This is a genomic window from Massilistercora timonensis, from assembly GCF_048354975.1.
GTDB lineage: Bacteria > Bacillota > Clostridia > Lachnospirales > Lachnospiraceae > Massilistercora > Massilistercora timonensis.
In genome coordinates this window covers 16,243-41,909 of sequence record NZ_DBGCJQ010000083.1, presented here as the reverse complement: position 1 = coordinate 41,909, position 25,667 = coordinate 16,243, and the positions used below count along the sequence as shown (strand labels likewise).

The 25,667-nt window shown below is 52.0% G+C and carries 23 protein-coding genes, 2 pseudogenes and 1 other annotated feature; of the genes and pseudogenes, 1 reads left to right on the top strand and 24 read right to left on the bottom strand.

Annotated elements, in window-relative coordinates:
* The 9 genes and pseudogenes from ACML7B_RS07815 to ACML7B_RS07775 form a co-directional block, all read right to left on the bottom strand.
* Positions 1-725 (bottom strand): annotated as a pseudogene (locus ACML7B_RS07815) (peptidoglycan-binding protein); the annotation flags it as partial.
* A 244-nt stretch (positions 726-969) separates the two neighbouring features.
* Positions 970-1,911: a transketolase family protein gene (locus tag ACML7B_RS07810; protein ID WP_346707498.1), complete on the bottom strand. Its 942-nt coding sequence runs from the start codon at positions 1,909-1,911 to the stop codon at positions 970-972.
* Positions 1,899-2,735 (bottom strand): transketolase, encoded by an 837-nt coding sequence (locus ACML7B_RS07805; RefSeq protein ID WP_346707497.1) that lies wholly within the window; start codon positions 2,733-2,735, stop codon positions 1,899-1,901. Before ACML7B_RS07805 ends, ACML7B_RS07810 begins: the two co-directional genes overlap by 13 nt.
* 18 nt (positions 2,736-2,753) lie before the next feature.
* Positions 2,754-3,407 (bottom strand): fructose-6-phosphate aldolase, encoded by a 654-nt coding sequence (gene fsa, locus ACML7B_RS07800; protein WP_346707496.1) that lies wholly within the window; start codon positions 3,405-3,407, stop codon positions 2,754-2,756.
* A gap of 273 nt (positions 3,408-3,680) precedes the next feature.
* The gene (locus tag ACML7B_RS07795; RefSeq protein WP_346707495.1) at positions 3,681-4,778 is read right to left on the bottom strand and encodes a LacI family DNA-binding transcriptional regulator; all 1,098 of its coding nucleotides are present in this window, start codon (positions 4,776-4,778) and stop codon (positions 3,681-3,683) included.
* 16 nt (positions 4,779-4,794) lie between these two features.
* On the bottom strand, positions 4,795-5,391 hold the full coding sequence (recR, locus tag ACML7B_RS07790; protein WP_418540428.1) for a recombination mediator RecR: 597 nt from the start codon (positions 5,389-5,391) through the stop codon (positions 4,795-4,797).
* A gap of 15 nt (positions 5,392-5,406) precedes the next feature.
* On the bottom strand, positions 5,407-5,760 hold the full coding sequence (locus tag ACML7B_RS07785) for a YbaB/EbfC family nucleoid-associated protein (protein WP_346707493.1): 354 nt from the start codon (positions 5,758-5,760) through the stop codon (positions 5,407-5,409).
* 37 nt (positions 5,761-5,797) lie between these two features.
* Positions 5,798-7,387, bottom strand: coding sequence for a DNA polymerase III subunit gamma/tau (gene dnaX / locus ACML7B_RS07780; RefSeq protein WP_418540424.1), 1,590 nt, complete (start codon positions 7,385-7,387; stop codon positions 5,798-5,800).
* Complete coding sequence (locus ACML7B_RS07775; RefSeq protein WP_346707491.1) at positions 7,387-8,463, bottom strand: ATP-dependent 6-phosphofructokinase; 1,077 nt, start codon at positions 8,461-8,463, stop codon at positions 7,387-7,389. The genes dnaX and ACML7B_RS07775 overlap by 1 nt, the downstream gene beginning before the upstream one ends.
* Positions 8,464-8,661: 198 nt before the next feature.
* On the opposite strand from ACML7B_RS07775, the gene map reads away from it, so the two are divergent.
* A complete protein-coding gene (gene map / locus ACML7B_RS07770; RefSeq protein WP_418540421.1) occupies positions 8,662-9,471 on the top strand; it encodes a type I methionyl aminopeptidase in 810 nt (269 codons plus the stop codon).
* A 71-nt stretch (positions 9,472-9,542) separates the two neighbouring features.
* Here map and ACML7B_RS07765 read toward each other — a convergent pair whose 3' ends face one another.
* The 15 genes and pseudogenes from ACML7B_RS07765 to proS all read right to left on the bottom strand — a co-directional run bounded on the left by ACML7B_RS07765 (position 9,543) and on the right by proS (position 25,337).
* On the bottom strand, positions 9,543-11,579 hold the full coding sequence (locus ACML7B_RS07765; RefSeq protein WP_418540419.1) for an alpha amylase N-terminal ig-like domain-containing protein: 2,037 nt from the start codon (positions 11,577-11,579) through the stop codon (positions 9,543-9,545).
* 15 nt (positions 11,580-11,594) lie between these two features.
* A complete protein-coding gene (gene ftsH, locus ACML7B_RS07760; RefSeq protein ID WP_418540416.1) occupies positions 11,595-13,433 on the bottom strand; it encodes an ATP-dependent zinc metalloprotease FtsH in 1,839 nt (612 codons plus the stop codon).
* A gap of 14 nt (positions 13,434-13,447) precedes the next feature.
* On the bottom strand, positions 13,448-13,975 hold the full coding sequence (gene hpt / locus ACML7B_RS07755; RefSeq protein WP_106789544.1) for a hypoxanthine phosphoribosyltransferase: 528 nt from the start codon (positions 13,973-13,975) through the stop codon (positions 13,448-13,450).
* Positions 13,947-15,317 (bottom strand): tRNA lysidine(34) synthetase TilS, encoded by a 1,371-nt coding sequence (gene tilS / locus ACML7B_RS07750; RefSeq protein ID WP_418540413.1) that lies wholly within the window; start codon positions 15,315-15,317, stop codon positions 13,947-13,949. Before tilS ends, hpt begins: the two co-directional genes overlap by 29 nt.
* A 64-nt stretch (positions 15,318-15,381) precedes the next feature.
* Positions 15,382-16,770, bottom strand: a complete 1,389-nt coding sequence (locus tag ACML7B_RS07745; protein WP_418540411.1) for a SpoIIE family protein phosphatase — start codon at positions 16,768-16,770, stop codon at positions 15,382-15,384.
* 81 nt (positions 16,771-16,851) lie between these two features.
* Positions 16,852-17,175, bottom strand: coding sequence for an FtsB family cell division protein (locus tag ACML7B_RS07740; RefSeq protein ID WP_418540409.1), 324 nt, complete (start codon positions 17,173-17,175; stop codon positions 16,852-16,854).
* A gap of 63 nt (positions 17,176-17,238) precedes the next feature.
* Positions 17,239-17,592 (bottom strand): spore cortex biosynthesis protein YabQ, encoded by a 354-nt coding sequence (gene yabQ, locus ACML7B_RS07735; RefSeq protein ID WP_418540407.1) that lies wholly within the window; start codon positions 17,590-17,592, stop codon positions 17,239-17,241.
* Positions 17,593-17,597: 5 nt separating this feature from the next.
* Complete coding sequence (gene yabP / locus ACML7B_RS07730) at positions 17,598-17,882, bottom strand: sporulation protein YabP (protein WP_106789539.1); 285 nt, start codon at positions 17,880-17,882, stop codon at positions 17,598-17,600.
* 49 nt (positions 17,883-17,931) lie between these two features.
* Positions 17,932-18,174, bottom strand: a pseudogene (locus tag ACML7B_RS07725) (RNA-binding S4 domain-containing protein); the annotation flags it as partial.
* A 62-nt stretch (positions 18,175-18,236) separates the two neighbouring features.
* Positions 18,237-18,512, bottom strand: a complete 276-nt coding sequence (locus ACML7B_RS07720) for an HU family DNA-binding protein (protein WP_106789537.1) — start codon at positions 18,510-18,512, stop codon at positions 18,237-18,239.
* A 183-nt stretch (positions 18,513-18,695) separates the two neighbouring features.
* Positions 18,696-20,429: a phospho-sugar mutase gene (locus tag ACML7B_RS07715; protein ID WP_418540404.1), complete on the bottom strand. Its 1,734-nt coding sequence runs from the start codon at positions 20,427-20,429 to the stop codon at positions 18,696-18,698.
* Positions 20,430-20,474: 45 nt separating this feature from the next.
* The gene (locus tag ACML7B_RS07710; RefSeq protein WP_418540402.1) at positions 20,475-21,476 is read right to left on the bottom strand and encodes a CotS family spore coat protein; all 1,002 of its coding nucleotides are present in this window, start codon (positions 21,474-21,476) and stop codon (positions 20,475-20,477) included.
* A gap of 131 nt (positions 21,477-21,607) precedes the next feature.
* Complete coding sequence (locus ACML7B_RS07705) at positions 21,608-22,933, bottom strand: CCA tRNA nucleotidyltransferase (protein WP_418540399.1); 1,326 nt, start codon at positions 22,931-22,933, stop codon at positions 21,608-21,610.
* Positions 22,934-23,037: 104 nt separating this feature from the next.
* Entirely contained in the window at positions 23,038-23,811 is a 774-nt protein-coding gene (locus ACML7B_RS07700; protein ID WP_418540397.1) for an REP-associated tyrosine transposase, read from the bottom strand.
* 86 nt (positions 23,812-23,897) lie between these two features.
* On the bottom strand, positions 23,898-25,337 hold the full coding sequence (gene proS / locus ACML7B_RS07695) for a proline--tRNA ligase (RefSeq protein WP_106789532.1): 1,440 nt from the start codon (positions 25,335-25,337) through the stop codon (positions 23,898-23,900).
* A gap of 97 nt (positions 25,338-25,434) precedes the next feature.
* Positions 25,435-25,644: a binding site (T-box leader), on the bottom strand.
* Between the last annotated feature and the right edge of the window lie 23 nt (positions 25,645-25,667).

The window sequence follows — 25,667 nt, the reverse complement described above, 5'->3', positions numbered from 1 at the left end:
ATCTTATCGAAATTATTCAGGGTTGAGATACCGATCGCAAGCACGACTACCACCAGAAGCACGCTCATCACGTAGACAAACCGGGAATTCTGGCGGCTTTCCCGCTGCTCCATCTGCTCTTTTACTGCACTACGAAAATTCTTTGCAGCTCGATCCTCAACCACTTCGAAGGGTGTAACGCCAATCTTTTTCCGTGTGCTGATCATATAATTCTGCATAGCAGGATTCTTTTCATAATAAATGTAATGCCCGCCCATCTGCATAAGTTCTCCGTACTTGTATGCGTAAAACAGTTCGTCCGCCTCCGCCGCATCTTTCCATACGAAAATGGTATTTTCTTCACCAAATACCTTCCCGTGGATCTTGTTGACGCTCCGGCTAAGACCCATGGGATGCCCCGTCTCCACCAGGCACCATCCCACGATCTTCAGTTCCGGAAAGTATTCCTCCCGCTCCTTTTCCGCCTGCTCCCAGACTTCCTGTCCCACCAGGATATCCGTTCCCTTGATCTCCAGATCTTTCATCTGCAGTGCTCCGGATATGTAGACCACATCCTGTTCTTCTACCCTTTGGATCTCTCCCGTGAACACCGCCCCGACAGGCATGTCCATCGCTTTCATCCGCAGCTGGTTCAGATAGGTGTCCACGTAGTCTTCTACATATATCTTGGGCTCGTCACAAACATTCCCTATCTGGCGGACGTTTTTCGGAAACTGTCTTTCCATATACTCTCACCTCATTTACAGATTTCCGGCCGCGGCTTTCAACCTCCGGCCATTGCGCTTAGGATAGCACAGCGGCTCTGCGTATTTTAGCAATCCGTGGAACCTGTCCCGGGAAATTTCCGGCAGGGTTTCTAATCTTTCGACGGCTTTTCTTTGTCTTGTATGCCGTTTGACGCCATGTGCCAGAAGGCGCAAAAAAGCCCGGCATCCGCTGTCCGCAGATGTCGGGCTTTTCTCTCTTTTCCTATTTTACAAATGCTTTTACCTTTTCGTAAATGCTTTCACTGTCCAGACCGTACTTCTTGATCAGTTCTGCCGCCGGTCCGGATTCTCCGTACACGTCATTGACACCGATCTTCAGCACTTTGGCCGGCGCTTTCTCCGCAACCACATCGCAGACCGCGCTTCCAAGACCGCCGATCACAGAATGTTCTTCTACTGTAACGATCTTGCCGGTCTTCGCCGCTGCTGCCATCACCGCCTCTTCATCCAGCGGTTTGATGGTGTGCATGTTGATCACTGCCGCGCTGATGCCATCCTGCTCCAGTTTCTCAGCTGCTGCCAGAGACTCGGATACCGGGAGTCCTGTGGCGATAATGGTCACATCTGTTCCTTCCCGCAGGGTCACAGCCTTGCCGATCTCAAATTTGTAATCCGGGTTGTCATTGATCACCGGTACTGCCGCTCTGCCAAACCGCAGATATACCGGACCCACATGCTTATAGGCTGCCTCTACCGCCGCCTTTGCCTCCACGTCGTCGGAAGGATTGATGACTACCATTCCCGGGATGGTACGCATAAGAGCGATATCCTCGTTACACTGATGGGTGGCTCCGTCCTCTCCTACAGAAATACTTGCATGAGTGGCGCCGATCTTTACATTCAGCTTGGGATAACCGATGGAATTGCGGATCTGCTCAAACGCCCTTCCTGCCGCGAACATGGCAAAAGAACTTGCGAAAGGAACCTTACCAGTGGTAGCGATCCCTGCCGCCACGCCCATCATATTTCCTTCCGCGATCCCGCAGTCAATGTGGCGCTCCGGGAAAGCCTTCTTGAAAATCCCTGTCTTGGTAGCAGAAGCCAGGTCCGCATCCAGAACAACCACATCGTCATATTTCTTTCCTAATTCTACCAAAGCATTACCGTAGCTCTCTCTTGTGGCGATCTTCTTTACTTCTGACATAATGCTTCACCTACTTTCTCTAAATCTGCCATGGCGATCTCGTACTGCTCGTCATTGGGTGCGGCGCCGTGCCAGGAAGCCTGGTTCTCCATGAAGGAAACTCCCTTGCCTTTCACTGTCTTGGCAATGATGGCTGTAGGCTGCCCCTTGGTCGCTTTTGCCTCTTTGAAGGCTGCATCGATGGCATCAAAATCATGTCCGTCAATATTGATTACATGGAAATTGAAGGCCTCAAACTTCTTATCGATGGGATAAGGAGAATTTACTTCATTGATAGGGCCGTCGATCTGCAGATTGTTGTTATCCACGATCACTACCAGGTTGTCCAGCTTTCTGTGGCCGGCCAGCATAGCAGCCTCCCACACCTGTCCTTCCTGGATCTCGCCGTCTCCCACCAGGGTGTATACCCGGTAACTGTCATTGGAAAGCTTGGCGGAGATAGCCATACCTACCGCCGCAGAAATTCCCTGTCCCAGAGAGCCGCTGGACATGTCCACGCCCGGAATATGCTTCATATCCGGATGTCCCTGAAGGTAAGAGCCAACTTTCCGCAGTGTCTTCAGGTCTTCCACCGGGAAGAACCCTCTGTTGGCCAGCGCCGCATAGTATCCTGGCGCCGTATGTCCCTTAGAGAGTACAAACCGGTCGCGGTCTGCTTTCCTGGGATCCTTGGGATCAATGTTCAGCTCTTCAAAATAAAGATAGGTGTAAATGTCTGCCGCAGATAAAGATCCGCCCGGATGGCCGGATTTGGCGCTGTGAACCGCAGTGATGATGTCTTTGCGGATCTCATTGGCCATCTTCATCAATTCTAATTTGTTCATAATGATCCTCCTGAATACTTATTCTCCAAATACCGCTTTATAATCTGCCTGGAACTTCTCGATGCCGCTGTCGGTCAGCGGGTGTTTTACCATCTTCTCGATGACTCCGTAAGGCACGGTAGCGATATCGGCTCCTGCCAGTGCGCAGTCAGTTACGTGCATCGGATGACGGATGCTGGCTGCGATGATCTCTGTCTTGATCCCTGCGATCTTGAAGATCTCTGCGATCTCCGCGATCAGATCAGTTCCTCTGACAGAAATATCGTCCAGACGTCCCAGGAACGGAGAAACATAAGTAGCGCCTGCTCTGGCAGCCAGAAGCGCCTGATTTGCGGTAAAGATCAGTGTCACATTGGTCTTGATCCCTTCTTTGGACAGCTGATGGCAGGCTTTCAGTCCCTCTGCCGTCATAGGGATCTTTACTACCATGTTAGGATGGATCTTGGCGATCTCTCTTCCTTCTTTGATCATTCCTTCCGCATCGGTAGTGGTGGCTTTCACCTCGCCGCTGATCGGTCCATCTACGATGGAAGCGATCTCCGCGATCACCTCTTCAAAAACCCGTCCTTCCTTCGCGATCAGGGACGGGTTTGTCGTCACGCCGCAGATAACGCCCATATCATTGGCTTTTCTGATATCTTCCACCTTGGCTGTGTCGATGAAAAATTTCATGTTTCGTTCCTCCTTTGATTTTAGATGACATCCATCTGTTCTGAATTTTCATGTGATAAAATTATAGCTCAAAATCCGGGCAATGGTCAATAGGTCCCATTTTTTATTAATAATTTTTAAAATTGATAAATTTAAATTATCAATTGTGTTTACCATATTTTTTCTGAAATTTTACACTTTGATGATCTTTTTTTATTGGTTTTCCTTACTGTTTCCAGACAGGATTTTAAAAAGGCGAAATTATTAATAATAATTTCGCCAAATACATTAATTTTATTTTTTCTTCTGTCTTTTCGGATAAGAGGTGGTTCCCCGGACGATCAGTTTCGGCTCATACTCCACGTGATAGGTGCTGATGGGCTCGATCTCTGAATATTTCTCATTGTGGGAGGTGATCTTCTTCATGATGATGTCGCAGGCATCCCGCCCCTTGAAGATCACGAAGTGTTCGATGGTTGTCAGAGACACCTTGTGCATCCGGGCAAACAGGGTATTGTCGCAGCCCATGACAGAAACATCTCCCGGCACCTTCAGCTTTGCCTCATGGAGAGCGTCCAGTACCCCAAAGGCGATCATATCGTTAAGCCCCACAATAGCCGTCACATCCCTGGTCTCCGCCAGCAGTTCTTTCGTCAGCTCGTATCCGATCTTATACTCGGAGTCAATATGGGCGATATTCTGATCCATCTCTTCCTTCGCCGCCTTGATGATCACCTGATCCTTCAGTCCCGCTTCTCCGAATTCTTTCAAGAATCCTTCCACTCGTTTAGACCGCTGTTTCTGCCGGGTGGTAAGGGGCGGCGCCACATAGGCCACCTTCCGGTGCCCCAGCTCCAGAAGATGCCGGGCCATCATCCGACCCAGCTTGGAATTGTCTAGCTCCACCGCGTCCACGTTCAGCTTCTCGTTCTGGTTGTTGACCACAGCAACCGGAATATGGGAGGCCAGTTCCTCCACCATTCCCATGAAGCAATGGCTGGGATTACAGGTATAAATGATCCCCAGGGGCCGCAGGGACCACATCATTTTCAGATACCGCTCTTCCATCTTCAGGTCCCGCTGGGTGTTGCATACAAAAAGCCCAAATCCCTGCTCTTTGGCCCGGGACTCGATGCCCTGCAGCAGCATGACATAATAGGGATTCGTAAGATTAGAGCAGAATACTACCAGAAGCTTCTCTTTCTTGCTTTCCCTGCGGGTCTTCCGCTTCTGGGGAACGTAGCCAAGCTCTTTGGCCGCGGCTTCCACCTTATCGATGGTCTCCCTTGAGAAGGAGACGTTATATTTCCTGTTCAGGATCATAGACACGGTAGACTGGGAGACCCCGGCCGCCCGTGCGATATCCGTAGACGTGACTTTCTTTTTATTCATAGTCCTGGTCCTTTTGTTAAAGTTCGGTCCGCCCTTCCAGCGCCCGCAGAAGCGTCACCTCGTCAATGTATTCCAGGTCTCCGCCCACCGGGACTCCGCTGGCGATCCGGCTGACCTTGATGCCTGTGGGTTTGATCAGCTTGCTGATATACATGGCCGTGGTCTCTCCCTCCAGACTGGAGTTAGTAGCGATGATCACTTCCTCCACATCCCCCTCCAGGCGGGTGATCAGCTCCTTCAGGCGGATGTCCTCCGGCCCGATGCCCAGCATGGGGGAAATGGCTCCGTGGAGCACGTGATAGACCCCGTCATATCTCCCGGTCTTCTCATAGGCCGCAAGATCCCGGGTATTTTCCACCACCATAATGGTCTTGTGATCCCGGGCCGGATTACTGCAGATGGGGCAGGTCTCCTGATCCGTCAGGGTGCAGCATTCCTTGCAGTAGCGTACATTTTCCCTGGCCTCCACCATGGTGTCCGCCAGTCTTCTTACATCCTCTTTCGGCATGTGTATCAAGTGAAAAGCCAGCCTTGCCGCTGACTTCGTCCCGATCCCGGGAAGACTTGACAGTTCTTCGATCAGCTTCCCGATCTGATTGCTGTAATACTCCATTCTTCTTCGCTCCCGCTAGAACAGTCCCGGTATTCCGCCGCCCATGCCGCCGGTGAACTTAGACATGGCAGAAGCGGATTCCGTCTCCACCTTTTCCAGCGCCTCGTTGACTGCCGCCACGATCATATCTTCCAGCATCTCCACATCATCTGGATCTACCGCTTCTTCTGCAAGAGACAGTTTCACCAGTTTTCTGGCTCCGGAGACGGTCACTTCCACTGCGCCGCCACCGGCTGTAGCAGTAAATTCTTTCGTCTCCATCTCTTTTGCCTGCTCTTCCATCTGGCGCTGCATCTTCTGCGCCTGTTTCATAAGATTTGCCATGTTCCCCGGCATTCCTCCGCCTGGGAATCCTCCTCTTTTTGCCATTGTTTATCTCCTCTCTTTCTTCGCATCAGGGAAAACGTTATTCATCTTCCACTGTTATTTCCATGTGGATCAGGCTCTCAAGATCCACATACTGATCCTCAAACCTTCTGCCGTTTTCCAGGCTTCGGAATTCTACCTCCACCATCTTCCCCGTCTTGTCGGCGATCACCTGCTGGATCTCTTCTTTGTGCTCCTTCGTCCCCGCCGCGCTGGCGCTCAGTTCATCCGGGAGAACGATAAGAAGGCGGTTGTCCTCTCCCGCGCTTAAGCGCGCCTGTTTCAGATAGGTGCGGAGCATGGGGGACATGTCGTTTAAGAAACTGCGGAAATCTCCGGCCACCGCTTTTACATCTTCATTGAGCGCCTCGGGAAGCCTGGGCTTTGCCGCCGGCTCTCTTACAGGTTCCGGGCGGTCTGCTGCCAGGGATCCGCCGCCCCGGCCCGCCTGCACATTTGCAGCCAGGGTCTCCATCCCTTCTTCCAGCTGTTTTTCCACTGCCCGGATCCGGTCCAGGAGGGCGTCCGGTCTTGTCTCCATGGCCGGACGGCACAGCTTGATCAGTGCCACCTCCAGAAGCACCCTCTTCTGTGTGGCGTACCGCAGCTGGCTTCCCAGGTCAGAGAACACGCGGATGTACCGCAGCAGCGTATCCATGTCCACCATCTGCGCCTCTTCCTTCAGGCGGGCCAGATTTTCCGTGGACATATCCAGCACGTCCTCCATCTCCTCGGAACTGCTCACCAGCAGAAGGTTTCTCAGATACCAGGTGAAATCCGCCACCAGCTGGGAGATGTCTCTCCCCTGCATCACCAGTTCATCCACCGTCTCGATCACCTTCTTCGCATCCATAGCGAGAAGCTCCCGCAGAAGCCGGCTGAACACCTCTGTATCCACTGCCCCCAGCACTTCCAGCACATGGTCGTAGGTCAGTTTCTCTCCCATATAGAAGGCAGCGCACTGGTCCAGAAGACTTAAGGCGTCCCGCATGGAACCGTCCGCCGCCCGGGCAAGATAGCGGACCGCTTTGTCCTCCACATCCCACTGTTCCTTCGCGATCAGTTCCCGCAGCCGGTCTGCGATGGTCTCGATAGAGATCCTCTTAAAATCATAACGCTGACAGCGGCTCAGGATGGTGACCGGGATCTTGTTGGCCTCCGTGGTGGCCAGGATAAAGATCACGTATTCCGGCGGTTCTTCCAGGGTTTTCAAAAGCGCATTAAAAGCGCCGATAGAAAGCATGTGGACCTCGTCGATGATATAGACTTTATAGCGGCCTTCCGTGGGACGGTAAGCCACTTCCTCCCGGATCTCCCGGATATTGTCCACGCCGTTGTTGGAAGCGGCGTCGATCTCGATCACATTCATGGAAGTGCCTGCCGCAATACTGCGGCAGGACGCGCATTCCCCACAAGGGCTTCCATCCACCGGATGCTCACAGTTGACCGCTTTCGCGAAGATCTTGGCCACGGTGGTCTTTCCCGTACCCCGGGTCCCGCAGAAAAGGTAGGCGTGACCCGCCCGGTCTGATTTGATCTGATTTTTCAACGTTCTGACAATGGCATCCTGCCCTTTTACATCTTCAAATTCATCCGGCCGGAACTTCCGGTACAATGCCATGTACGACATTATTTATCACCAAAGCTGATCCCGGTAAGCTTGGCCTCCTGGATGATCTCGGATTCCGGATCTACACTTTTAAGTTTTCCTGCCACTTCCGACAGCGGCACATGGATGATCTTATTGTTGGAAACTCCCATCATGCAGCCGTATTTCCCATCCAGGATCGCCTCCGCAGCCGCTGCTCCCAGTCTGGTGGCCAGCACCCGATCGTAGGGACAGGGAGACCCGCCCCGCTGAGTGTGTCCCGGCACGGTGATCCGCACTTCCTGATCCGTCTTCTTCTGCACCCGCTCTGCCAGCTCATAGGCAACCGACGGATATTTCTTCTCCGCCTGCTTCGCCTTCAGTTCCTTCTTGGAGAGCTTTGCATCTTTTTTGGAAATAGCTCCTTCCGCCACCGCGATAATGGTAAAGCGCTTGCCGGCCGCCTTTCTGCGGTTGATAGCCGCCGCGATCACATCGATATCATAAGGGATCTCTGGAAGCAGGATGATGTCCGCCCCGCCGGCGATTCCCGCATGAAGGGTTACCCAGCCCACCTTGTGTCCCATTACCTCAATAATGAATACCCGGCTGTGGGATGTGGCCGTGGTATGGATCCGGTCAATGGTATCCGTGGCGATATCCACCGCGCTCTGGAAACCAAAAGTCATATCCGTCCCCCACAGATCATTGTCAATGGTCTTGGGAAGGGTGACTACATTTAACCCTTCTTCACTGAGCATATTCGCAGTCTTATGAGTTCCGTTTCCACCCAGGACTACCAGACAGTCCAGGTTCAGCTTGTGATAGGTGTGCTTCATCGCCTCCACCTTGTCCAGTCCGTTCTCATCCGGCACCCGCATCAGTTTAAACGGCTGCCGGGAAGTTCCCAGGATCGTACCGCCAACCGTCAGGATCCCGGAGAAATCCCTGGAAGTAAGCATTTTAAAATTCGAATAGATCAGGCCCTTGTAGCCCTCCTGAAAACCATAAATCTCCACATCGTCCCGCTTGGAACAGATTCCTTTCACAACTCCGCGCATCGCTGCGTTCAGCGCCTGGCAGTCACCGCCGCTGGTCAGCATACCAATTCTTAACATCCGATCACTCCTCCCCGATCATTTGCATATGTTGCTAAAAAGTTGTCACATAAAATTATACCTTATTTCGGGATTTGAAACAATGGGGACAGGGTTTTTTTAATCTGGGACGTGGTATTTTTAAAAATACCACGTCCCCACCTAAAAATAATGCTATAATATACTGCGAAAATACATTTACAGAAAGCAGGTAATCTTTTGGACAAATTAGACATCAAACTATGGTCCCTGGCCGCAAAGGGACAGATCGTCCCGGACCGCTCCATGCTGAAGACTCCGGAACAAATTAAAGCAATTAAAAAAAGCGCCGCATTAAACACGGCGGTTTTGGATCATGTAGCAGAACATATCCACGCCGGCATGAACACTGCCCAGATCGACCGGCTCGTCTATGATTTTACAGTACAGCACGGCGGAATCCCCGCCCCGCTGAATTATGAGGGCTTCCCCAAAAGTGTATGCACTTCCGTGAATAACGTGATCTGTCACGGGATTCCCGACGAACAGGAAATTTTAAAAGACGGAGATATTATCAATGTAGACGTCTCTACCATCTTAGATGGATATTATTCTGACGCCTCCCGGATGTTCGCCATCGGCTCTTTGTCTCCCCGGGCCAGCAAACTTCTCCGGATCACACAGGAGTGCGTGGAACGGGGACTTGCCCAGGCCAAACCCTGGGGACACCTGGGAGATATCGCCTATGCCATCTGGACTCACGCGCAGCGCAACGGCTACTCCGTTGTAGAAGAGATCGGCGGCCATGGGATCGGACTGGAATTCCACGAAGAACCTTTTGTCAGCTATGTCACCCCTAAGGGAAGCGAAATGGTCCTGGTTCCTGGCATGATGTTTACCATCGAACCTATGATCAATGAGGGGAGTCCCGATTTCTATATTGATGAAGACAATGGCTGGACCGTATACACCATTGACGATGGCCTGTCCGCTCAGATCGAATATATGGTCCTCATTACTGAGACCGGTGCAGAAGTACTGACAAAATAGTCCCTTTTTCAAAAAGGGACAGGGTTTTTTCAATCTGGGACGTGGTATTTTTGAAAATACCACGTCCCCAATTATATTGTCTCGATGATCAGCGCGGAATATGCGCCCATATTTACTACTACTTCGCCGTCCTGCACCAGGTATTCTTCATAAGCCGTGGTATATCCGTCTTCATAGGAATACATCAGCCGTTTCATCCTGCCCTTCACAGGCACTTCCGCCCGCCATACCGGCACCGTCACCTCCGCCAGTTCGCTGCGGTTATTGATGATGACTACGATCTGTTCTTCCTGATTAAATCTGGCAAAACTGAAGATATTTTCCTTCCAGGCAAGGATATTCAAGGATCCGGTGCGAAGCGCCGGATGTTCTTTATGAATGCGGATCATCTCTTTGTGGAATCCCAGAAGTTCCTGGTCTTCTTTCCCCCAGGGATAGGTCCGGCGGTTATCCGGATCGGTAAATCCGCACACACCGGCCTCGTCGCCGTAGTAGATGGTTGGCGCTCCCACCCAGGTCATCTGAATGGCCACCGCCTCCCGCATCACTGCCGGGTTCACATACTCTTCCGCTGCTTTGGATCCCAATGTCTCCACACGCCCCACCATATGATTAGTCCGGGTAAGGAACCGGGAATGATCGTGGTTGGACAACTCGTTCATGGCCGTCTGGAGCGAAGGCGTCAGCATATTGGACATGTGGTGAGTGATGGCGCCCACCAGATTATCTCCGTTCCCCAGAAGCTCCATACGCATCTCATCGCTGTGCTTCTCCATTCCGGTCAGAAACCAGGTAAAGGGCTCCATAAAGGCGTCATAATTCATGACCGTATCCCACTCATCGCCCTGAAGCCAGCTCCCGGGATCGCCATAGTGCTCCGCAAGGATGATGGCGTTGGGGTTCGCGTCTTTCACCGCGATCCGGAATTTCTTCCAGAACTCATGGTTATAGTCGTTGCTCCTCCCCAGATCCGCCGCCACATCCAGCCGCCAGCCGTCCACGTTATAGGGCGGGGATACCCATTTCCGCCCGATATATAAAATGTAATTCTCCAGCTTCACAGAGTCTTCATAATTCAGTTTGGGAAGGGTATCATGCCCCCACCATCCATCATAGTGCACGTTATAAGGCCAGTCTTCCGCATTTTCCCGGAAGAAACGGAAATAACTGCGGAACGGGCTGTCCGGAGAGACAAAAGCCCCAGGCTCATAGCCCTCCTGATCTTCGTAGATCCGCTCCCGGTCCATCCATTTATTGAAGGAACCGCAGTGGTTGAACACTCCGTCCAGAATGATCTTCATTCCCCGCCGGTGAAGTTCTTCTACAAATTCAATAAACAGCTGATTGCTGGCCTCCAGATTCCGGATATCGGTGGTCCGCTTCTGGTATTTCGTAGCCTTCGCATTGTCCGTCTCCCCTTCCGGGAGCACTTCCCCTCCGTCGGCCACGATCACCCCGTAGTGGGGATCGATATAATCATAATCCTGAATATCATACTTATGGTTGGAGGGAGACACAAACAACGGGTTGAAATACAACACCTCCACACCCAGGTCCTGGAGATAATCCAGCTTCTCCATCACTCCCCGGATGTCGCCGCCGTAGAATTCCCGCACACCCATAGTCGCCGGATATTTACCCCAGTCCTTCACCCGGCTGGAGTACCCGCCGATATAATAGTACTCATTAGTCTCCACGTCATTGGAGGGATCACCGTTGTAGAACCGGTCCGTATAGATCTGGTACATGACCGCCCCTTTGGCCCAGTCCGGTGTGGAAAATCCGGGAACGATGACGAAGTTGTAGAACTCCACGATCTCTCCTGCTGTTCCGCACTGATTATAATAACAGACCGTTTTCCCGTCCCAGATCTCAAAGCAATAGGAAAACGCCTCCTCATTCAGCTTCCAGTCAATAGTATAGTAATCAAACTCTCCTTTTGTCTCCGCTTTCTCCATCTCGTATCCGCCTACGCCTGTGATCAGGCGCACACGCTGTACGTCGTCTTTTGCCGTACGAAAGCGAAGTGTAACCGTCTGGTTACACTTCGGTTCCGGCGGGATCACATACCCCCCGGTCCCGTCGCAAAATAAAGCCTGTTCCTTCATGCAAATCAATCCTCTCTACGCTCTGCCCTCAAACAGACTCTCAAATTCATCCCTGGAGATCTTCTCCTTTTCCAACAGAAGATCCGCGCAGCTGTGAAGCACGTCGTCATACTCATGGATGATCTGTTTCGCTCTGGCATAGCACTCGTCAATGATCCGTTTTACTTCCTGGTCGATAGTGGTCGCCACACTCTCCCCGTATCCCCGGGAGGCGTGGGCAAGATCCCTGCCAATGAAGACCTCGTCGCTGTCGTTGTCATAATTGATCAGACCCACCGCTTCTGACATACCAAATTTGGTCACCATGGACTTGGCAAGGCTGGTGGCCTGCCGGATGTCCTGGGACGCCCCGGTGGTAATATCGTCAAACACTTCCTCTTCCGCCACCCGGCCGCCAAGGGCCACCGTGATGTCCTGAAGCATTTTCCCCTTGGTATTGAACATCTCATCTTTCTCCGGAAGCGGCATGGTATAGCCCCCCGCCGACCCGGTAGGAATGATGGATACGCTGTAGACCGGTCCCACATCCGGGAGCACATGGAACAAAATGGCATGCCCCGCCTCGTGGAAGGCGGTGATCTTCTTCTCTTTCTCTGAGATCACCCGGCTCTTCTTCTCCGCGCCGATGCCCACTTTTACAAATGCTTTCCGGATATCTTCCTGTTTCAGATAAATCCGGTCTTCCTTTGCCGCCAGGATGGCGGCTTCATTCAACAGATTCTCCAGGTCCGCCCCGGTAAATCCGGCGGTGGTCTGGGCAATCTGTTTCAGATCTACTTCCTCACTTAAAGGTTTCCCCTTTGCATGTACCTTTAAGATCTCTTCCCGGCCCTGCACATCCGGCCTTCCAACCATAACCTTCCGGTCAAAGCGCCCCGGACGCAGGATCGCCGGATCCAGGATATCCACCCGGTTGGTGGCCGCCATTACGATAATGCCTTCGTTGACCCCAAATCCGTCCATCTCCACCAGGAGCTGGTTCAGGGTCTGCTCCCTCTCGTCATGGCCGCCGCCCATGCCGGTGCCTCTTCGCCGGGCCACAGCGTCGATCTCATCGATAAAGACAATACAGGGGGCATGGTGCTTGGCGTCCTCGAAAAGATCCCGCACACGGGAAGCGCCCACGCCCACGAACATTTCCACGAAATCCGATCCGGAGATGGTAAAGAAAGGCACGCCGGCCTCCCCCGCCACCGCCTTGGCAAGCAGAGTCTTACCGGTTCCCGGAGGGCCTACCAGAAGCACCCCCTTGGGGATTCTGGCCCCCACCTGGATATATTTCTTCGGCGCCTTCAGGAAATCCACGATCTCCTCCAGCTCCTCCTTCTCTTCTTTCAGCCCCGCCACCTGGGCGAAGGTCACCTGTTTGTCATTTTCCGTACTCATCCTTGCCCGGCTCTTGCCGAAATTCATGGCCTTGGAATTGGCTCCGCCGCCCTGCCGGTTCATAAGATAGAAAATGATCAGGATCCCCGCCAGCATGATCAGCATAGGCATGATGGTGGTCATGAACAGGCTCTCCCGCGGCACATCCGTGATCTGATATTCGATGTTCTTATCCCTCAGATAATCCTGAAGCTCATTTACATCCGACACATAGAGATATTTGATCTCTCCTGCCTCGCCGTTCCGGCCCTCCAGCTGGATCTCCACCCGGCCGGTGGGAACATTTTTATTCTGCCGGATCAGGTAGGACTCCACCTTCCCTTCCTGGGTCAGCTTCGTAAAGTCCTCCCAGGTGATCTCCCGCTCTCTCTGGTCAAACTGATTGGTAAACCAGAGAACGCCGAATACAAACAGGATAAAGATCAGCAGGGTAATGCCGCTTATCCCTCTGTTTTTTCCGTCCTTCAATGTCTAACCCCTTTCTATTCCAGACCTTCTACAACTCCGATGTAAGGCAGGTTCCGGTACTTCTGCGCATAGTCCAGCCCGTATCCCACTACAAATTCATCTGGGATCTCAAATCCCACATAATCTACCTTCACATCAGCCACCCGCCGGTCCGGTTTGTCCAGCAGGGTACAAAGTCTCATGCTCTTTGGCTGCCGTTTTTTGAGAACTTCCAGCAGATAGTGGAGGGTTCTTCCGGAATCAATGATATCTTCCACTACCAGAACGTCCTTTCCTTCCAGAGTCTCATCCAGGTCTTTGGCAATCTTCACCACACCGCTGGAGGAAGTTCCGTCCCCGTAGCTCCCCACGCTCATAAAGTCCATGGACACGGGAACCGTGATCCTTTTGGCAAGTTCACACATGAAGAAAACGCCGCCCTTCAGGACGCAAATCAGATGCACCTGCTTCCCTGCGTAATCCCGGCTGATCATCTCTCCCAGCTCCCGGATCCTCTTCTCTACCGCTTCTTCCTCAATCATTACTCTCACTGTCTCTGCCATCGCTTTTTCCTCCGCAAAATTCAATTTCCAGAATCCTTCTGGTCTTGTCTGTGATCTGATACGCCTGGTTCTGACGGTATCCCACCACCCACATCACGTGGTCCGCGTCCACCGCCAGCCAGATCCGGTCCCGCGTTTCTCTTGGGATCTTCTCATTGATAAAATACTGCTTCAGCTTCTGCCTGCCGCCCTGGCTGTTGATGGTCAGGTAATCTCCGGCCTGCCGGTGCCTTATTTTTACAGTATTTTTTATTATATCATAATCAAACCATTTCGTGTAGGTCTTTTGTGGAATTCCCTCCATTCCTTCCGGACGATCAAAGACGCGCATTTTAAATTCCCCCGGAACCTCCGGAAGGTCTCCCTGGCTCTTACGAAAGAACCGCAGTCCCTCATAGCATCGCTCGGCCCCGGCATCACCGGGCAGATCAATGCGCCTTCCAACCTGCTTTTCCAGCAGCCCTTCTGCCAGGCTCACATGCACTGCGCCAATGTCTCTTCGGGTCCCCGCCGCCCTGCAGATGGTCTCATAGAGCACCTCCCGGCGCAGGAACAAAGAAAGTTTCCGGAAAGGTTCTTCCAGCAAAATTTCTCCGTCTTTCTCCTGCCGGACACAAACCTGCCGGCATTTTCCCGCCTCCTCCCGGACAAACTCCGCCGCAAGGCGAAGCCGCTGGGCCGTATCCGCGATATGCTCCATGGCCCTGGGATTCACATTTTCCTCCAGGCAGGGGATCACCCGCCCCCGGATCCGGTTCCGTGTGTAGCACATCTCCCGGTTGGTTTCATCCGTACAATAAGATATTCCCCGTTTTTCCAGATATGATTCAATCTCCCGGCGGTCCACGCACAAGAGGGGATGGATCCAGCAGCCGCTTACCGGCGGGATCCCCGAAAGTCCTTCCAGAGAACTCCCCCGGCACAGGTGAAAGAGAACCGTCTCCGCGTTGTCATTGCGATGGTGCGCCAAAGCGATCCTGGTGGCGCCCCGCCGGGCCGCGCATTCCAGAAATGCTTCCCTGCGGACCTCCCGGCCGGCCTCTTCTTCTGTAAGGCCCCTCTCTTTGGCATAGGCTCTTACATCCCTGCGGAAAACCTCAAGAGGAACCCTCTGCTCCTTGCACACCTGCCGCACATAGGCCTCGTCCCTGTCTGCCGACGCCCCCCGCAGCCCGTGATGGACATGGACTGCAACAAGGTCGAATCCCAGTTCCTTTTTCAGTTCCAGAAGCACGAAAAGAAGGCATATGGAGTCTGCGCCTCCGGATATGCCTGCGATCACACGATCTTCTTTTCCCAGCATATGATAAGCCTCTACATATGCTTTTACCCTCTGATACATACTGCGCCTTCGCCTTTTGCTTTTTCTTAAACTATATATAATATTTCCCGAAAAAGCAAGGTTCTTATCGCTTCCAGATCCCCACCGCAAGGATCGTCATGTCGTCGGTGGGCAGTTCCCCGCTTCGCTCCAGCACCCGTCCCAGAAGATGGTGGGCCAATTCCTTTGGATTATTGGTGGCCGTCTCCAGAAGGAACGTCTCCATCAGTTCCTCCTGCTCCCCCGCCGGCAGGGCGTCCATCACTCCGTCCGTCACCATCACCACAAAATCCCCGTTCTCCAGCTGCCGTCGCTCCACATCGATCTCGATCTCCCGGATCACCCCAATGGGAAGGGTGGTGGAAACGATCCGCTCCACCCGGTCTTTTCTCCGGATAAAGGTAGCCGACGCCCCGGCCTTTACAAACTCACAGACGCCACTGTAAAGATCGAAAAGGCTGACATCCACCGTGGAGAACCGCACCTCGTCCCTGCCGATCACCAGGGCCGTATTCATGATCTGGATAGCCGTCTTCGCCGGGAACCCCGCCTCCAGAAGTTCCTCCAGCATCTCCACCACCATGGTGCTCTCCTGGCAGGCCTTCTCCCCGGATCCCATGCCGTCAGATAGGGCCGCCCCCTTCTTCCCTCCGGGAAGATCTGTCAGAAGAAAAGTATCCCCGGAGATGGTCTCGCAGTTCTTCCCGATCTTGGCCACCCCCTGCAGCGTATGAAACCGGGATTCTTCCACACAGGCCACCGTAGCGTACTCCTCCCCCAGAAGAGGCCGCTCCCCCTGCCGGGGCGCCATGGTCCTTCCCAGGCAGATCCCGGCCTCCCGGGCAAGATCTCTGGTGGTAATGCACTGTCCTTTCGGTGCCTTCACCGTCAGGTGAAGTTCATACCTGCCCTCTTCTGTCACAAAAAAGACAGAAGAAAGCATCTTGACTCCGGCTTTCCTTAAGTGGTTCTTCAACTTCTTCTCCAGATGACCATCCTCGAAAATACCAGCGTCCAGCTCCCGGGTGGTATACTGGATCAATTTGGCAAAGCTGTTCAACTGGCCCGCATACCCCTCCCTGCTCTCGGCGATCTTGTGGTTCCACAGCAATACCTGCTTGGCGCTCTCAAAAACTTCCAGCGTCTCCCGCAGGAACCGGGGCGCGCGGATGCAACGCTTCTGAAGCTTCCGCTTCAGTTCCGTGCTCAGTTCCGCCCCGTATTCCTCCACCCCGCAGAGGATCTCATACATCAGCTGGTATGTATAGACCCGGTTCTCCTGGAGACAGCGCTTACGCTTCTCGCATTCTCCGCACACCTGATCCGTGATCCTTACAAACATCTCCTCAAATTCCTCTTTGGAAAAGGTCCCCTTATAACTCTCCAGAGACAGAAATGTGCGGGACAGATGGATCAGGGAATCTGCAAACTTGTCCATCTGGATCACATAAGGATTCAAAAAAATCTCCGTCATTTATACTCTCCCCTTTATTGATTTCCAAATACAAAAAAGCTTTGGGATCTTCATCCCAAAGCTCATCTTCTGTACCTGCGCCTATTTCGCCTCAAAAATGATCTCATTTTCATGGACAAGGCCAAACTTTTCTCTTGCGATCTCTTCTACATATTCGTCGGTGCCCACATAAGCCTCCAGATCATCGATCTGAGCCGCCCGGCCCTTTTCTTCTTCGATCTGTTCCGCCAGTTCCGTCTCCTGGATCTGATATTCCTGAGCCTTCACCCGAAGCTGAAAAGCATTCACTGACAAGGCCGCCACCAGGAACACAAGAACTGCACATACTGCCAGCATACTGTGACGATACTGACGGGCACGCTTTTTAGACCGCCTTCTTCGCTGTCTTTCTTTCATACCACTCATAATTATTAACTCACCCTCTTCGGAAATCTTTCCGATATTATACTTACCCCTAATAAAGATATCTTAGCTTCTTTTCTTTTTTCCCGCAAGATTTTCAGAAAATTTATTCTGTTTTCGCATGTAGATTTTTTTTCCGATTTTTTCGATTTTTTTGATTAAAAACGAGGCAAAAGCTGCTCCACCCACACATCCTAGTAGAAAACTCCACCGGATACCACCAGAACTTGTATGGTAAATCTGCACAAAGAAATAAACTGCCGTCCCCATCCAGTACAAAATATCTTCGATCCCCATGGCAAGATAACTGTGCCGCACCAGTTCCCGAAAACAGACAAGACTCTGATACAAAAGCCGGGCCACCCCGCCTGCGATCACTGCCAGAAGGAATCCTGCAACCTCCGCTCCGATCTGTGGCATCTTGCTCACCGGAACAATTTGGAAAACAGATTTTCGCCGGATTTCCCTCCCGGCTGGGCATCTGAGTAGGCGATGCTGTCAATATTTCCCGACAGGTCCACCTCTCCCTTCTCCAGGCTCAGCCGGTTGACATGGAGATCTGACCCCTTGACCATCAGCATCCCCTGCTGGGTCTCCAGCAGAACCTCCCCCAGATCAAAGGACAGCACATCCAGCACTCCCGTCACAAGGCTGGTCCTGCGGTTGTTTACCACCAGTTTATGGTTCTTCTGTATATTTTTTTCTTCCATGCGCCTCACAACCTTTCTTAATCATCTTATGAAAGGTTGTTCTTCTTTATTACAGATACCGGAACAATTCTTTCGCCTCTTCTTTTTTAGTGGTCTCCTGGATATCCAGCACCTCCACCTTCACGGTCTTTGTCCCGAAATGGATCTCGATCACGTCTCCTGCTTTTACTTTCACCGACGCCTTGGCCACCGTTCCGTTGACCAGTACCCGGCCCGCGTCACAGGCCTCGTTGGCTACCGTCCGCCGTTTGATCAGCCGGGAAACCTTCAAAAATTTATCCAGTCTCATAAATTCCTCCTTAACGCAAAAGGCAGAGAGCCTTGCCGACTCTCTGCCTTACAGAACTCTTTCAATTATTTATTAACAGCGTCCTTCAGTGCTTTTCCAGCTTTGAACTTAGGAGCCTTGCAAGCCGCGATCTTCATGGTCTTGCCAGTCTGAGGATTTCTTCCCTCTCTTGCAGCTCTCTTGCTAACTTCGAAAGTACCGAAGCCAACCAGCTGGATCTTGTGCTCTTTCTTCAGTTCCTCAGTTACTACATCAACAAAAGCCTTTAAAGCTTTCTCCGAGTCTTTCTTGGACAGTTCCGCTTTGTCTGCGATTGCTGCAACTAATTCTGTTTTGTTCATGGATAATTTCCTCCTCTTGTTTCATTATAGAATCCCTTATTTTAATTCTACAGATTTTACAGCGGCTTCAACACTCCTGTGTTCCGCCGCCTTTAGTTACTGTTATACCCGTTTTCCCCTTATTTGTCAAGGAGATTTCTCTTTTTCGCCGCATTTCCAAGGCTTTTCGGCATTTTTTACCGTTTACATCATGGCGTCTATCATCGCCAGGACTTCTTTCCCCAGTTTGTCCGACTTTTCATCCGCGTCTTCCAGGGATGTTCCCTTGATCCCGTAGTAGAATTTCACCTTCGGTTCGGTTCCGGAAGGCCTTACGCACAGCCATGCGTCATCGGTCAGATCATAGTAGAGCACGTTGGAGGACGGAAGGCCGGTGGAGGTCACTTCGCCGGTGGCGATATCCCGGATGGTATCTGCCTGGTAATCCCGGGCCTTCACCACTTTATAGCCGCCCACTTCCATCGGCGGATTCTTGCGCAGAGTCTCCAGGATCTCCTGGATCTTCTGAAGGCCTTCGATCCCTTTCAATGTGATGGACTGGATGGCGTCTTTGTAATAGCCGTACTTCTCATACATGTCCACCATAGCGTCCCACAGGGTCTTACCTTTGGTTTTATAATAAGCCGCCGCCTCGCACAGCGCCATTGTGGCCACGATGGCGTCTTTGTCTCTGGCGTGGGTGCCGATCAGGCAGCCGTAGCTCTCCTCAAATCCAAAGAGATAATGGCCCTTTCCGGTGGTTTCAAATCCCAGGATCTGCTGCCCAATGTATTTGAATCCGGTGAGCACTTCGATCAGGCCGACTCCGTAAGATTTGGCGATGGCGTCCGCCATGTTGGAGGTCACGATGGTCTTAATCAGATATCCGTCCTCCGGCAGACCGTAGAGCTCTTTTCTCTGGCCGATCTCGTAATCCGCCAGGAGGCAGCCGGACATATTTCCGGTAAGCTCCTTATACTCTCCGGTTTTACTGTCTTTCACGTAGACGCCGAGACGGTCTGCGTCCGGGTCTGTGGCAAGCACCAGATCCGCATCCACTTCTTTCGCAAGCCCAAGGCCCAGCTCAAAGGCCTCCTTGGCCTCCGGATTAGGATAGGAAACTGTGGGGAAATCTCCGTCTGGAAGCTCCTGTTCTTTCACCACGTATACGTTCTTGAATCCCAGTTCTCTTAAGATCCTTCTGGCCGGGATATTTCCAGTCCCGTGAAGCGGACTGTATACAATTTTCAGTTCGCTGCCCACCGCGTCGATGGCATCCTGGTGGATCACCTGCTTCTTCAGCTCGCTGATGTAGCCGTCGTCCACTTCCGCACCGATGGTCTGATAAAGCCCTGCTGCTTTCGCCTGGGCAAGTTCCATCGTCTTTACCGTATTATAATCGGTGACCGCCCGCACCTCATCCATGATCCCTTTGTCGTGAGGCGGCGTGATCTGAGCCCCGTCTTCCCAGTATACCTTGTAGCCGTTGTACTCCGGCGGGTTATGGCTGGCAGTGATATTGATCCCGGCGATACAGCCAAGAAAACGCACCGCGTAAGACAGTTCCGGCGTGGGGCGCAGGGACTCAAACACATAGGCTTTGATCCCGTTGGCCGCCAGGCAAAGCGCTGCCTCGTCCGCGAATTCCGGAGACATCCGGCGGGAATCGTAAGCGATGGCAACTCCCTTGTCCTGTCCGTTGTTCTTGCAGATATAATTTGCCAGTCCCTGGGTGGCCTTGCGTACGGTATAAATATTCAGCCGGTTGGTCCCCGCGCCGATCACACCCCGCAGGCCTGCGGTTCCAAATTCCAGATCCTTGTAAAAACGCTCCTTGATCTCCCCTTCATCTCCAGCGATGGCGCGAAGCTCTTCCTTTGTCGCCTCATCAAAGTACGGATTGCTGAGCCACTCCTCGTATTTTTCACGATATTCCATTTTGGGCACCTCCTGTTTTTCATGCTCTCATTATACAACAGGATCTTATAAATGGAAAGAAAATATCTGATTTAAAAACCGCTCCTTTTCCCGGGTCTGGGCGATGGCAGTAGTCAGTTTCTCAATGCTCTTGGCAGAGATCCACGCCTTGTTGGAGCGGTAGTAGGCGTTAGCCGTCTTCCAGAATTTCTCCGGGTAGGCCAGGCGGATCTTCAGATACTCCATTTCCCGCTCTCCAAGGGGAGAGATGGCCGAGTAAGCATTCAGTATCCCGTCTCCCAGGCGCTCCTTCCAGCCCTGCTTCTCCATTACCTTCCGCAGGAAATAATAGAGATCCTCCACCTGTACATTACTTTTATATTGTTCAAAATTGACGGTGGCGATCTCCTGCCTCCCGTACCCGTCCCGGATCATCAGAATGTTGTGATAGTTGTATTCTCCGTGGACTACATGATAGTTTTGAATACTTTCCTGATAAAAAGCCTTGTAGGAAGACTGTTTCAGAAGCTCTTCCGCCGCATGGGCCCAACGATACATCTGGTCAAAACATTTCAGGAAGGCCGCCTCAAATTCCCCTTTGGGAGACATTTCCCGCACAAACTTACGCACCTTCTTCAATTCCCTGTCATGCCGCCTGTATTCCTCTTCCAGAGATTCCGCCGCCGTCAGCCCTTCTCGCTCCCCGCTCCGCAGCAGGAGGTGAAGTTTGGCCAGGTTCCCCGAAGCGCTTAAGATCTCCGCCGGGCGGCGCAGGTCACATTCCCGCCCCTGAAACCAGCGCTTCAGCAGATAACGGCCGCCGTCTTCCAGCACAGTAACATACTCTCCCGCTTTGTTTGGAACAACAGCGTCCACATTCAGATACCCCTGCCGGCGCAGGTCTTCATACAGCCCGCACAGCGCCTGCAGCCTGGCCGGCGCTGTCGTTGTCTCGCGCAGCAGGAACGGCCCCTGATCCGTCTCGCATAAAACAGCACCCCTGATCTTATGGGTGCTGTTGACGTCAATATCATATTGTTCCAGCACGTACCGCTCATATTCCTGCATACCAATCCCCTGCGCTCGCTCTCACATATTCTCTCTAAACTTATGAATTCCCCAGGGGAAATATGAGTGGGGACGTGGTATTTTTAAAAATACCACGTCCCAGATTGAAAATACCCTGTCCCTTTTTGAACTTACAAATGCTTTAACAGCTCTTCTTTGGTGTTAAGTTCCGGAGATTCCAACACCAGCTCCAACAATTCCTCCAGTTTCTCGCCGATTTCCCTGCCCGGCGTCATCCCTGCTTCCAGCAGGTCTTTCCCGGATACCGCCAGCGTTCGCAGGGAAACGCACTGCTCTTCTTCTTTTATCTTCTGATACAGCGCCTCGATTTCATCCAGATTTTGAATCTTTTCTTCCCGCTTATACATGCTCTGCGCCAGCACATCCGCCCGACGCACTTCCAGATATGCCGGGAACAGCTCTTCCCCGATCCGGTTCATCGCCCGGCGGACATTCCGCTGGGTTGCCTCCATCCGGTAATCGTGGAAGTGCACCAGCCTGCAGACTTTATAGATCGTGTCATTGTCAAACTTCAGCCTCCGCAAGATCTGTCTGGCCAAAACCTCGCTCTCGGCGGCATGTTTCTTAAAATGCGCCCGACCCGCGGAATCCATGGTCTTCAGCGCAGGCTTCCCCATATCGTGGAGGAGCATGGTCAGCCGCAGCACTTTATCACTGCGTATATTTTTCATGGCATGCAGGGTATGCTCCCCCACATTATACATGTGATGGGGTGTTTCCTGCTCTGTCTCCATCATCCGGTCAAATTCCGGCAGGAACCAGGCGGTGATCCCCAATTCACAGGCTTCTCCCAGAAGCTCCGGCCGGTCAGAAACCAGCATTTTCACCAACTCAACCTGTATCCGCTCCGCGCTGATCTTTTTCAGTGTAGGCGCAAGGTTTCGCATTCCTTCTCTAGTTGCTTCATCCAGGGCAAATCCCAGCTGCGCCGCAAACCGGACTCCCCGCAGGATCCGAAGGGCGTCCTCGGAAAACCGTTCTTCCGGATTTCCCACACACCGGATCACGCCAGATTCCAGATCCTCGATCCCCCCAAAAACATCTATCAGTCCGTCCCTCTCATTATACGCCATAGCGTTGATGGTAAAATCCCGTCGCTGCAGGTCTTCCTCCAGCCTGCTGGTAAAAGTCACTTCCTTTGGATGACGTCCGTCCTCGTATTCCCCATCCACCCGGTATGTGGTCACCTCAAAGCTTTCTCCGCTCATACGCACTGTAACAGTCCCATGCTGGATCCCCGTATCGATGGTGCGGTGGAACAACGCCTTGACCTCCTCCGGCTGGGCAGAAGTAGTGATATCCCAGTCTTCCGGCATCCGCCCCAAAATCGAATCCCGAACACACCCCCCTACTGCATAAGCTTCAAAACCATGCTGCTGCAAGACCCCGATCACTCGATTCACTTTTTCCGGTAAATCTATCCTCAATACATTCATGCGGTTCCCTCCATGCCTTTAATCATACCATATTTTTTAATTGGGGACGTGGTATTTTTAAAAATACCACGTCCCAGATTGAAAATACCCTGTCCCCATTCCGCTTATTTCTCTTTCCGAATAAGTTCCTTTTCAATTGCTTCCCGGATTTTTCTGATTTTGTCTCTTGAAATGCCAAATGTTTCCCGCAAGTTTTTTTCAAAGAAATCCCGCATTTCCACCTGGTCAAGGATTTCTTCTGCAGACAGTCCTTTTTCTTCCTGCAGTTGCCGTAAGACCTCTTCTGCAATTGCTTTTCTCTGAGCGAATTCTTCTTCTCGTATATCTATGAAAAAGTCTCCACAACTTGCACGGTGGAATTCTTCAAATTCCTTCCAGCGATAAAACCTGCTGCGGAACATTTCGCGACCCTTTGCATCTAACAGCAATTGCTTCTTCACATCCATATATTCAGTCATACTGCTGTAAGGATAACTTGCAGGTCGTTTACATAAATTTGCCTTCACAGGATTTAAATGAACATAGCGCAGGCAATTCCAGAAATATGCCTCGCTCTCAATACACTGGCTCCGGAATCGTCCCTGGAATACATATCCAGTCCGATGATGTTTGTAATTATAATAATGGGCATACTTGGCTAAGATTTTAGCCATGAATAGTGATAAGTTTTTTAGATCTGCCTTGACAAGCAGATGAATGTGATTTGACATCAGACAATAAGCGTAAACGGACACCTGATACTTCTCCAGATTTTCCCTGATAATTTCCCGCATCCGCCTTTTCTCTGCCCCGGTCTGAAAAACAGGTTCTTTATCCAGCCCTCTGGCTATAACATGATAAAATCCCGTCCCGCTCTTTTGCCTCGCTTTTCTCGGCATTTATACCCTCCTTTCAAAAAGGGACAGGGTTTTTTCAATCTGGGACGTGGTATTTTCAAAAATACCACGTCCCCAATTAAAATAAATTAATAAGATTTTCCCCAATATGCCATGTGTTTCGCAGGCTTTCCGCACCAGATACATTTATCGGAGATCATTTCTTCATCTTCGATCAGACATCTGGTTGCCGCGCCGCCGGTCACGTATTTTACTTCTCCTTCGCATTCCGGATCTCCGCACCAGCAGGCTTTTACAAAGCCACGGTTGGCTTTGAATTTCTCTTCCATCTCGTCCATGGTGGTTGCGGTATCGATATGGTTCTGCAGGAATTCATTTGCCTTATCGTACATATCCTGCTGCTCCTGCTCCAGGATCTCGCGAAGTTTTACCGCGATCTCATCCAGAGATACTACCGTCTTCTCGCGGTTATCCCGGCGTACTACAACTACCTGGTTCTTCTCCAGGTCTTTCGGGCCGATCTCGATACGGGTCGGGATTCCCAGCATCTCCTGCTCAGCGAATTTCCAGCCGGTGCTCTTGTCGGAATCGTCGATCTTCACACGATATCCGGCTTTCTTCAGTTCATCCAGCAGTGCGAATGCCCGGTCAAGAACGCCTTCTTTATGCTGTGCGATCGGAATGATCCGGCATTCTACCGGCGCTACATGAGGCGGCAGCACCAGTCCGTCGTCATCGCCGTGTACCATGATAAGGGCTCCGATGCTTCTGGTGGACCATCCCCAGGAAGTCTCGTAAGCGCTCTGAAGCTGATTATTCTTATCTACATACTTAATGCCAAATGCATCCGGGAAGCCGCTTCCGAAGAAATGGCTGGTGGCGGACTGCAGTGCTTTTCCATCGTGCATCAGCGCCTCAATGGTGTAGGTATCCTGAGCGCCGGCAAATTTCTCGTGCTCTGCTTTTCTTCCGGATACAAACGGGATCGCCAGGGTCTCACGGTAGCAGTCCTCATATACGTGGAACATCTGGATAGTCCGCTCTTCTGCTTCCTCATAGGTAGCGTGAAGGGTGTGTCCCTCCTGCCACAGGAACTCTCTGGAACGAAGGAAAGGCCGGGTAGTCTTCTCCCAGCGCAGCACGGAGTTCCACTGGTTCCATACCTTCGGCAGATCACGGTAAGAGCGCACGCTCTTGGCCCACAGATCGCAGAACAGGGTCTCGGAAGTAGGACGGATACAGAACCGCTCCTGCAGTCTCTCCATTCCGCCATGGGTTACCCACGCAACCTCCGGCGCAAAGCCTTCCACGTGGTCTGCTTCCTTCTCCAGAAGGCTCTCCGGGATCAACATTGGAAGACATACATTTTCCACGCCAGTCTCTTTAAACCGGCGGTCCAGATCTGCCTGGATCAGCTCCCAGATGGCGTAGCCGTTGGGAAGATAGTTCAGACAACCTTTTACACTGGAATAATCACACAGCTCTGCCTCCCGCACAACGTCTGTGTACCACTGTGCAAAATTCTCCTCGCGGGATGTGATGTTTTTGACCATTTTTTCCTTTGCCATACTCTTTTCTCCTTTTCTTTTCCCCGGGGCCCCTTGCCCCGCATGATGATCTAACGGGAGCTTCCGGCAAAAGAAAACGCCGGGTTTTTCGCTCCCCAAAAGGGACCGAAAAGCTCGGCGGTACCACCCTCGTTAACTGCAGACCGTCTGCAGTTCGCTTCATTTGCCCTTAACGCCGGCCTGCGCTGCGCTTTCACGCAGAGGCTCCAAGGCGGGTTTCCATGCAGTTCAGGACGGAAATCTTTCACCAGATGATCTCCTCTCTTTATGTCCGCTTACATGTACTATTCCTCTTCATCGCCCAAAACTATCGAGTTAAACGTAATTTTA

Coding starts and splice junctions, on each gene's coding strand:
- ACML7B_RS07810 (WP_346707498.1), bottom strand. CDS start 1,911: ATGTCAGAAGTAAAGAAGATCGCCACAAGAGAGAGCTACGGTAATGCT.
- ACML7B_RS07805 (WP_346707497.1), bottom strand. CDS start 2,735: ATGAACAAATTAGAATTGATGAAGATGGCCAATGAGATCCGCAAAGAC.
- fsa (WP_346707496.1), bottom strand. CDS start 3,407: ATGAAATTTTTCATCGACACAGCCAAGGTGGAAGATATCAGAAAAGCC.
- ACML7B_RS07795 (WP_346707495.1), bottom strand. CDS start 4,778: ATGAATAAAAAGAAAGTCACGTCTACGGATATCGCACGGGCGGCCGGG.
- recR (WP_418540428.1), bottom strand. CDS start 5,391: ATGGAGTATTACAGCAATCAGATCGGGAAGCTGATCGAAGAACTGTCA.
- ACML7B_RS07785 (WP_346707493.1), bottom strand. CDS start 5,760: ATGGCAAAAAGAGGAGGATTCCCAGGCGGAGGAATGCCGGGGAACATG.
- dnaX (WP_418540424.1), bottom strand. CDS start 7,387: ATGTCGTACATGGCATTGTACCGGAAGTTCCGGCCGGATGAATTTGAA.
- ACML7B_RS07775 (WP_346707491.1), bottom strand. CDS start 8,463: ATGTTAAGAATTGGTATGCTGACCAGCGGCGGTGACTGCCAGGCGCTG.
- ACML7B_RS07765 (WP_418540419.1), bottom strand. CDS start 11,579: ATGAAGGAACAGGCTTTATTTTGCGACGGGACCGGGGGGTATGTGATC.
- hpt (WP_106789544.1), bottom strand. CDS start 13,975: ATGGCAGAGACAGTGAGAGTAATGATTGAGGAAGAAGCGGTAGAGAAG.
- tilS (WP_418540413.1), bottom strand. CDS start 15,317: ATGTATCAGAGGGTAAAAGCATATGTAGAGGCTTATCATATGCTGGGA.
- ACML7B_RS07745 (WP_418540411.1), bottom strand. CDS start 16,770: ATGACGGAGATTTTTTTGAATCCTTATGTGATCCAGATGGACAAGTTT.
- ACML7B_RS07740 (WP_418540409.1), bottom strand. CDS start 17,175: ATGAGTGGTATGAAAGAAAGACAGCGAAGAAGGCGGTCTAAAAAGCGT.
- yabQ (WP_418540407.1), bottom strand. CDS start 17,592: ATGCCACAGATCGGAGCGGAGGTTGCAGGATTCCTTCTGGCAGTGATC.
- yabP (WP_106789539.1), bottom strand. CDS start 17,882: ATGGAAGAAAAAAATATACAGAAGAACCATAAACTGGTGGTAAACAAC.
- ACML7B_RS07720 (WP_106789537.1), bottom strand. CDS start 18,512: ATGAACAAAACAGAATTAGTTGCAGCAATCGCAGACAAAGCGGAACTG.
- ACML7B_RS07715 (WP_418540404.1), bottom strand. CDS start 20,429: ATGGAATATCGTGAAAAATACGAGGAGTGGCTCAGCAATCCGTACTTT.
- ACML7B_RS07710 (WP_418540402.1), bottom strand. CDS start 21,476: ATGCAGGAATATGAGCGGTACGTGCTGGAACAATATGATATTGACGTC.
- ACML7B_RS07705 (WP_418540399.1), bottom strand. CDS start 22,933: ATGAATGTATTGAGGATAGATTTACCGGAAAAAGTGAATCGAGTGATC.
- ACML7B_RS07700 (WP_418540397.1), bottom strand. CDS start 23,811: ATGCCGAGAAAAGCGAGGCAAAAGAGCGGGACGGGATTTTATCATGTT.
- proS (WP_106789532.1), bottom strand. CDS start 25,337: ATGGCAAAGGAAAAAATGGTCAAAAACATCACATCCCGCGAGGAGAAT.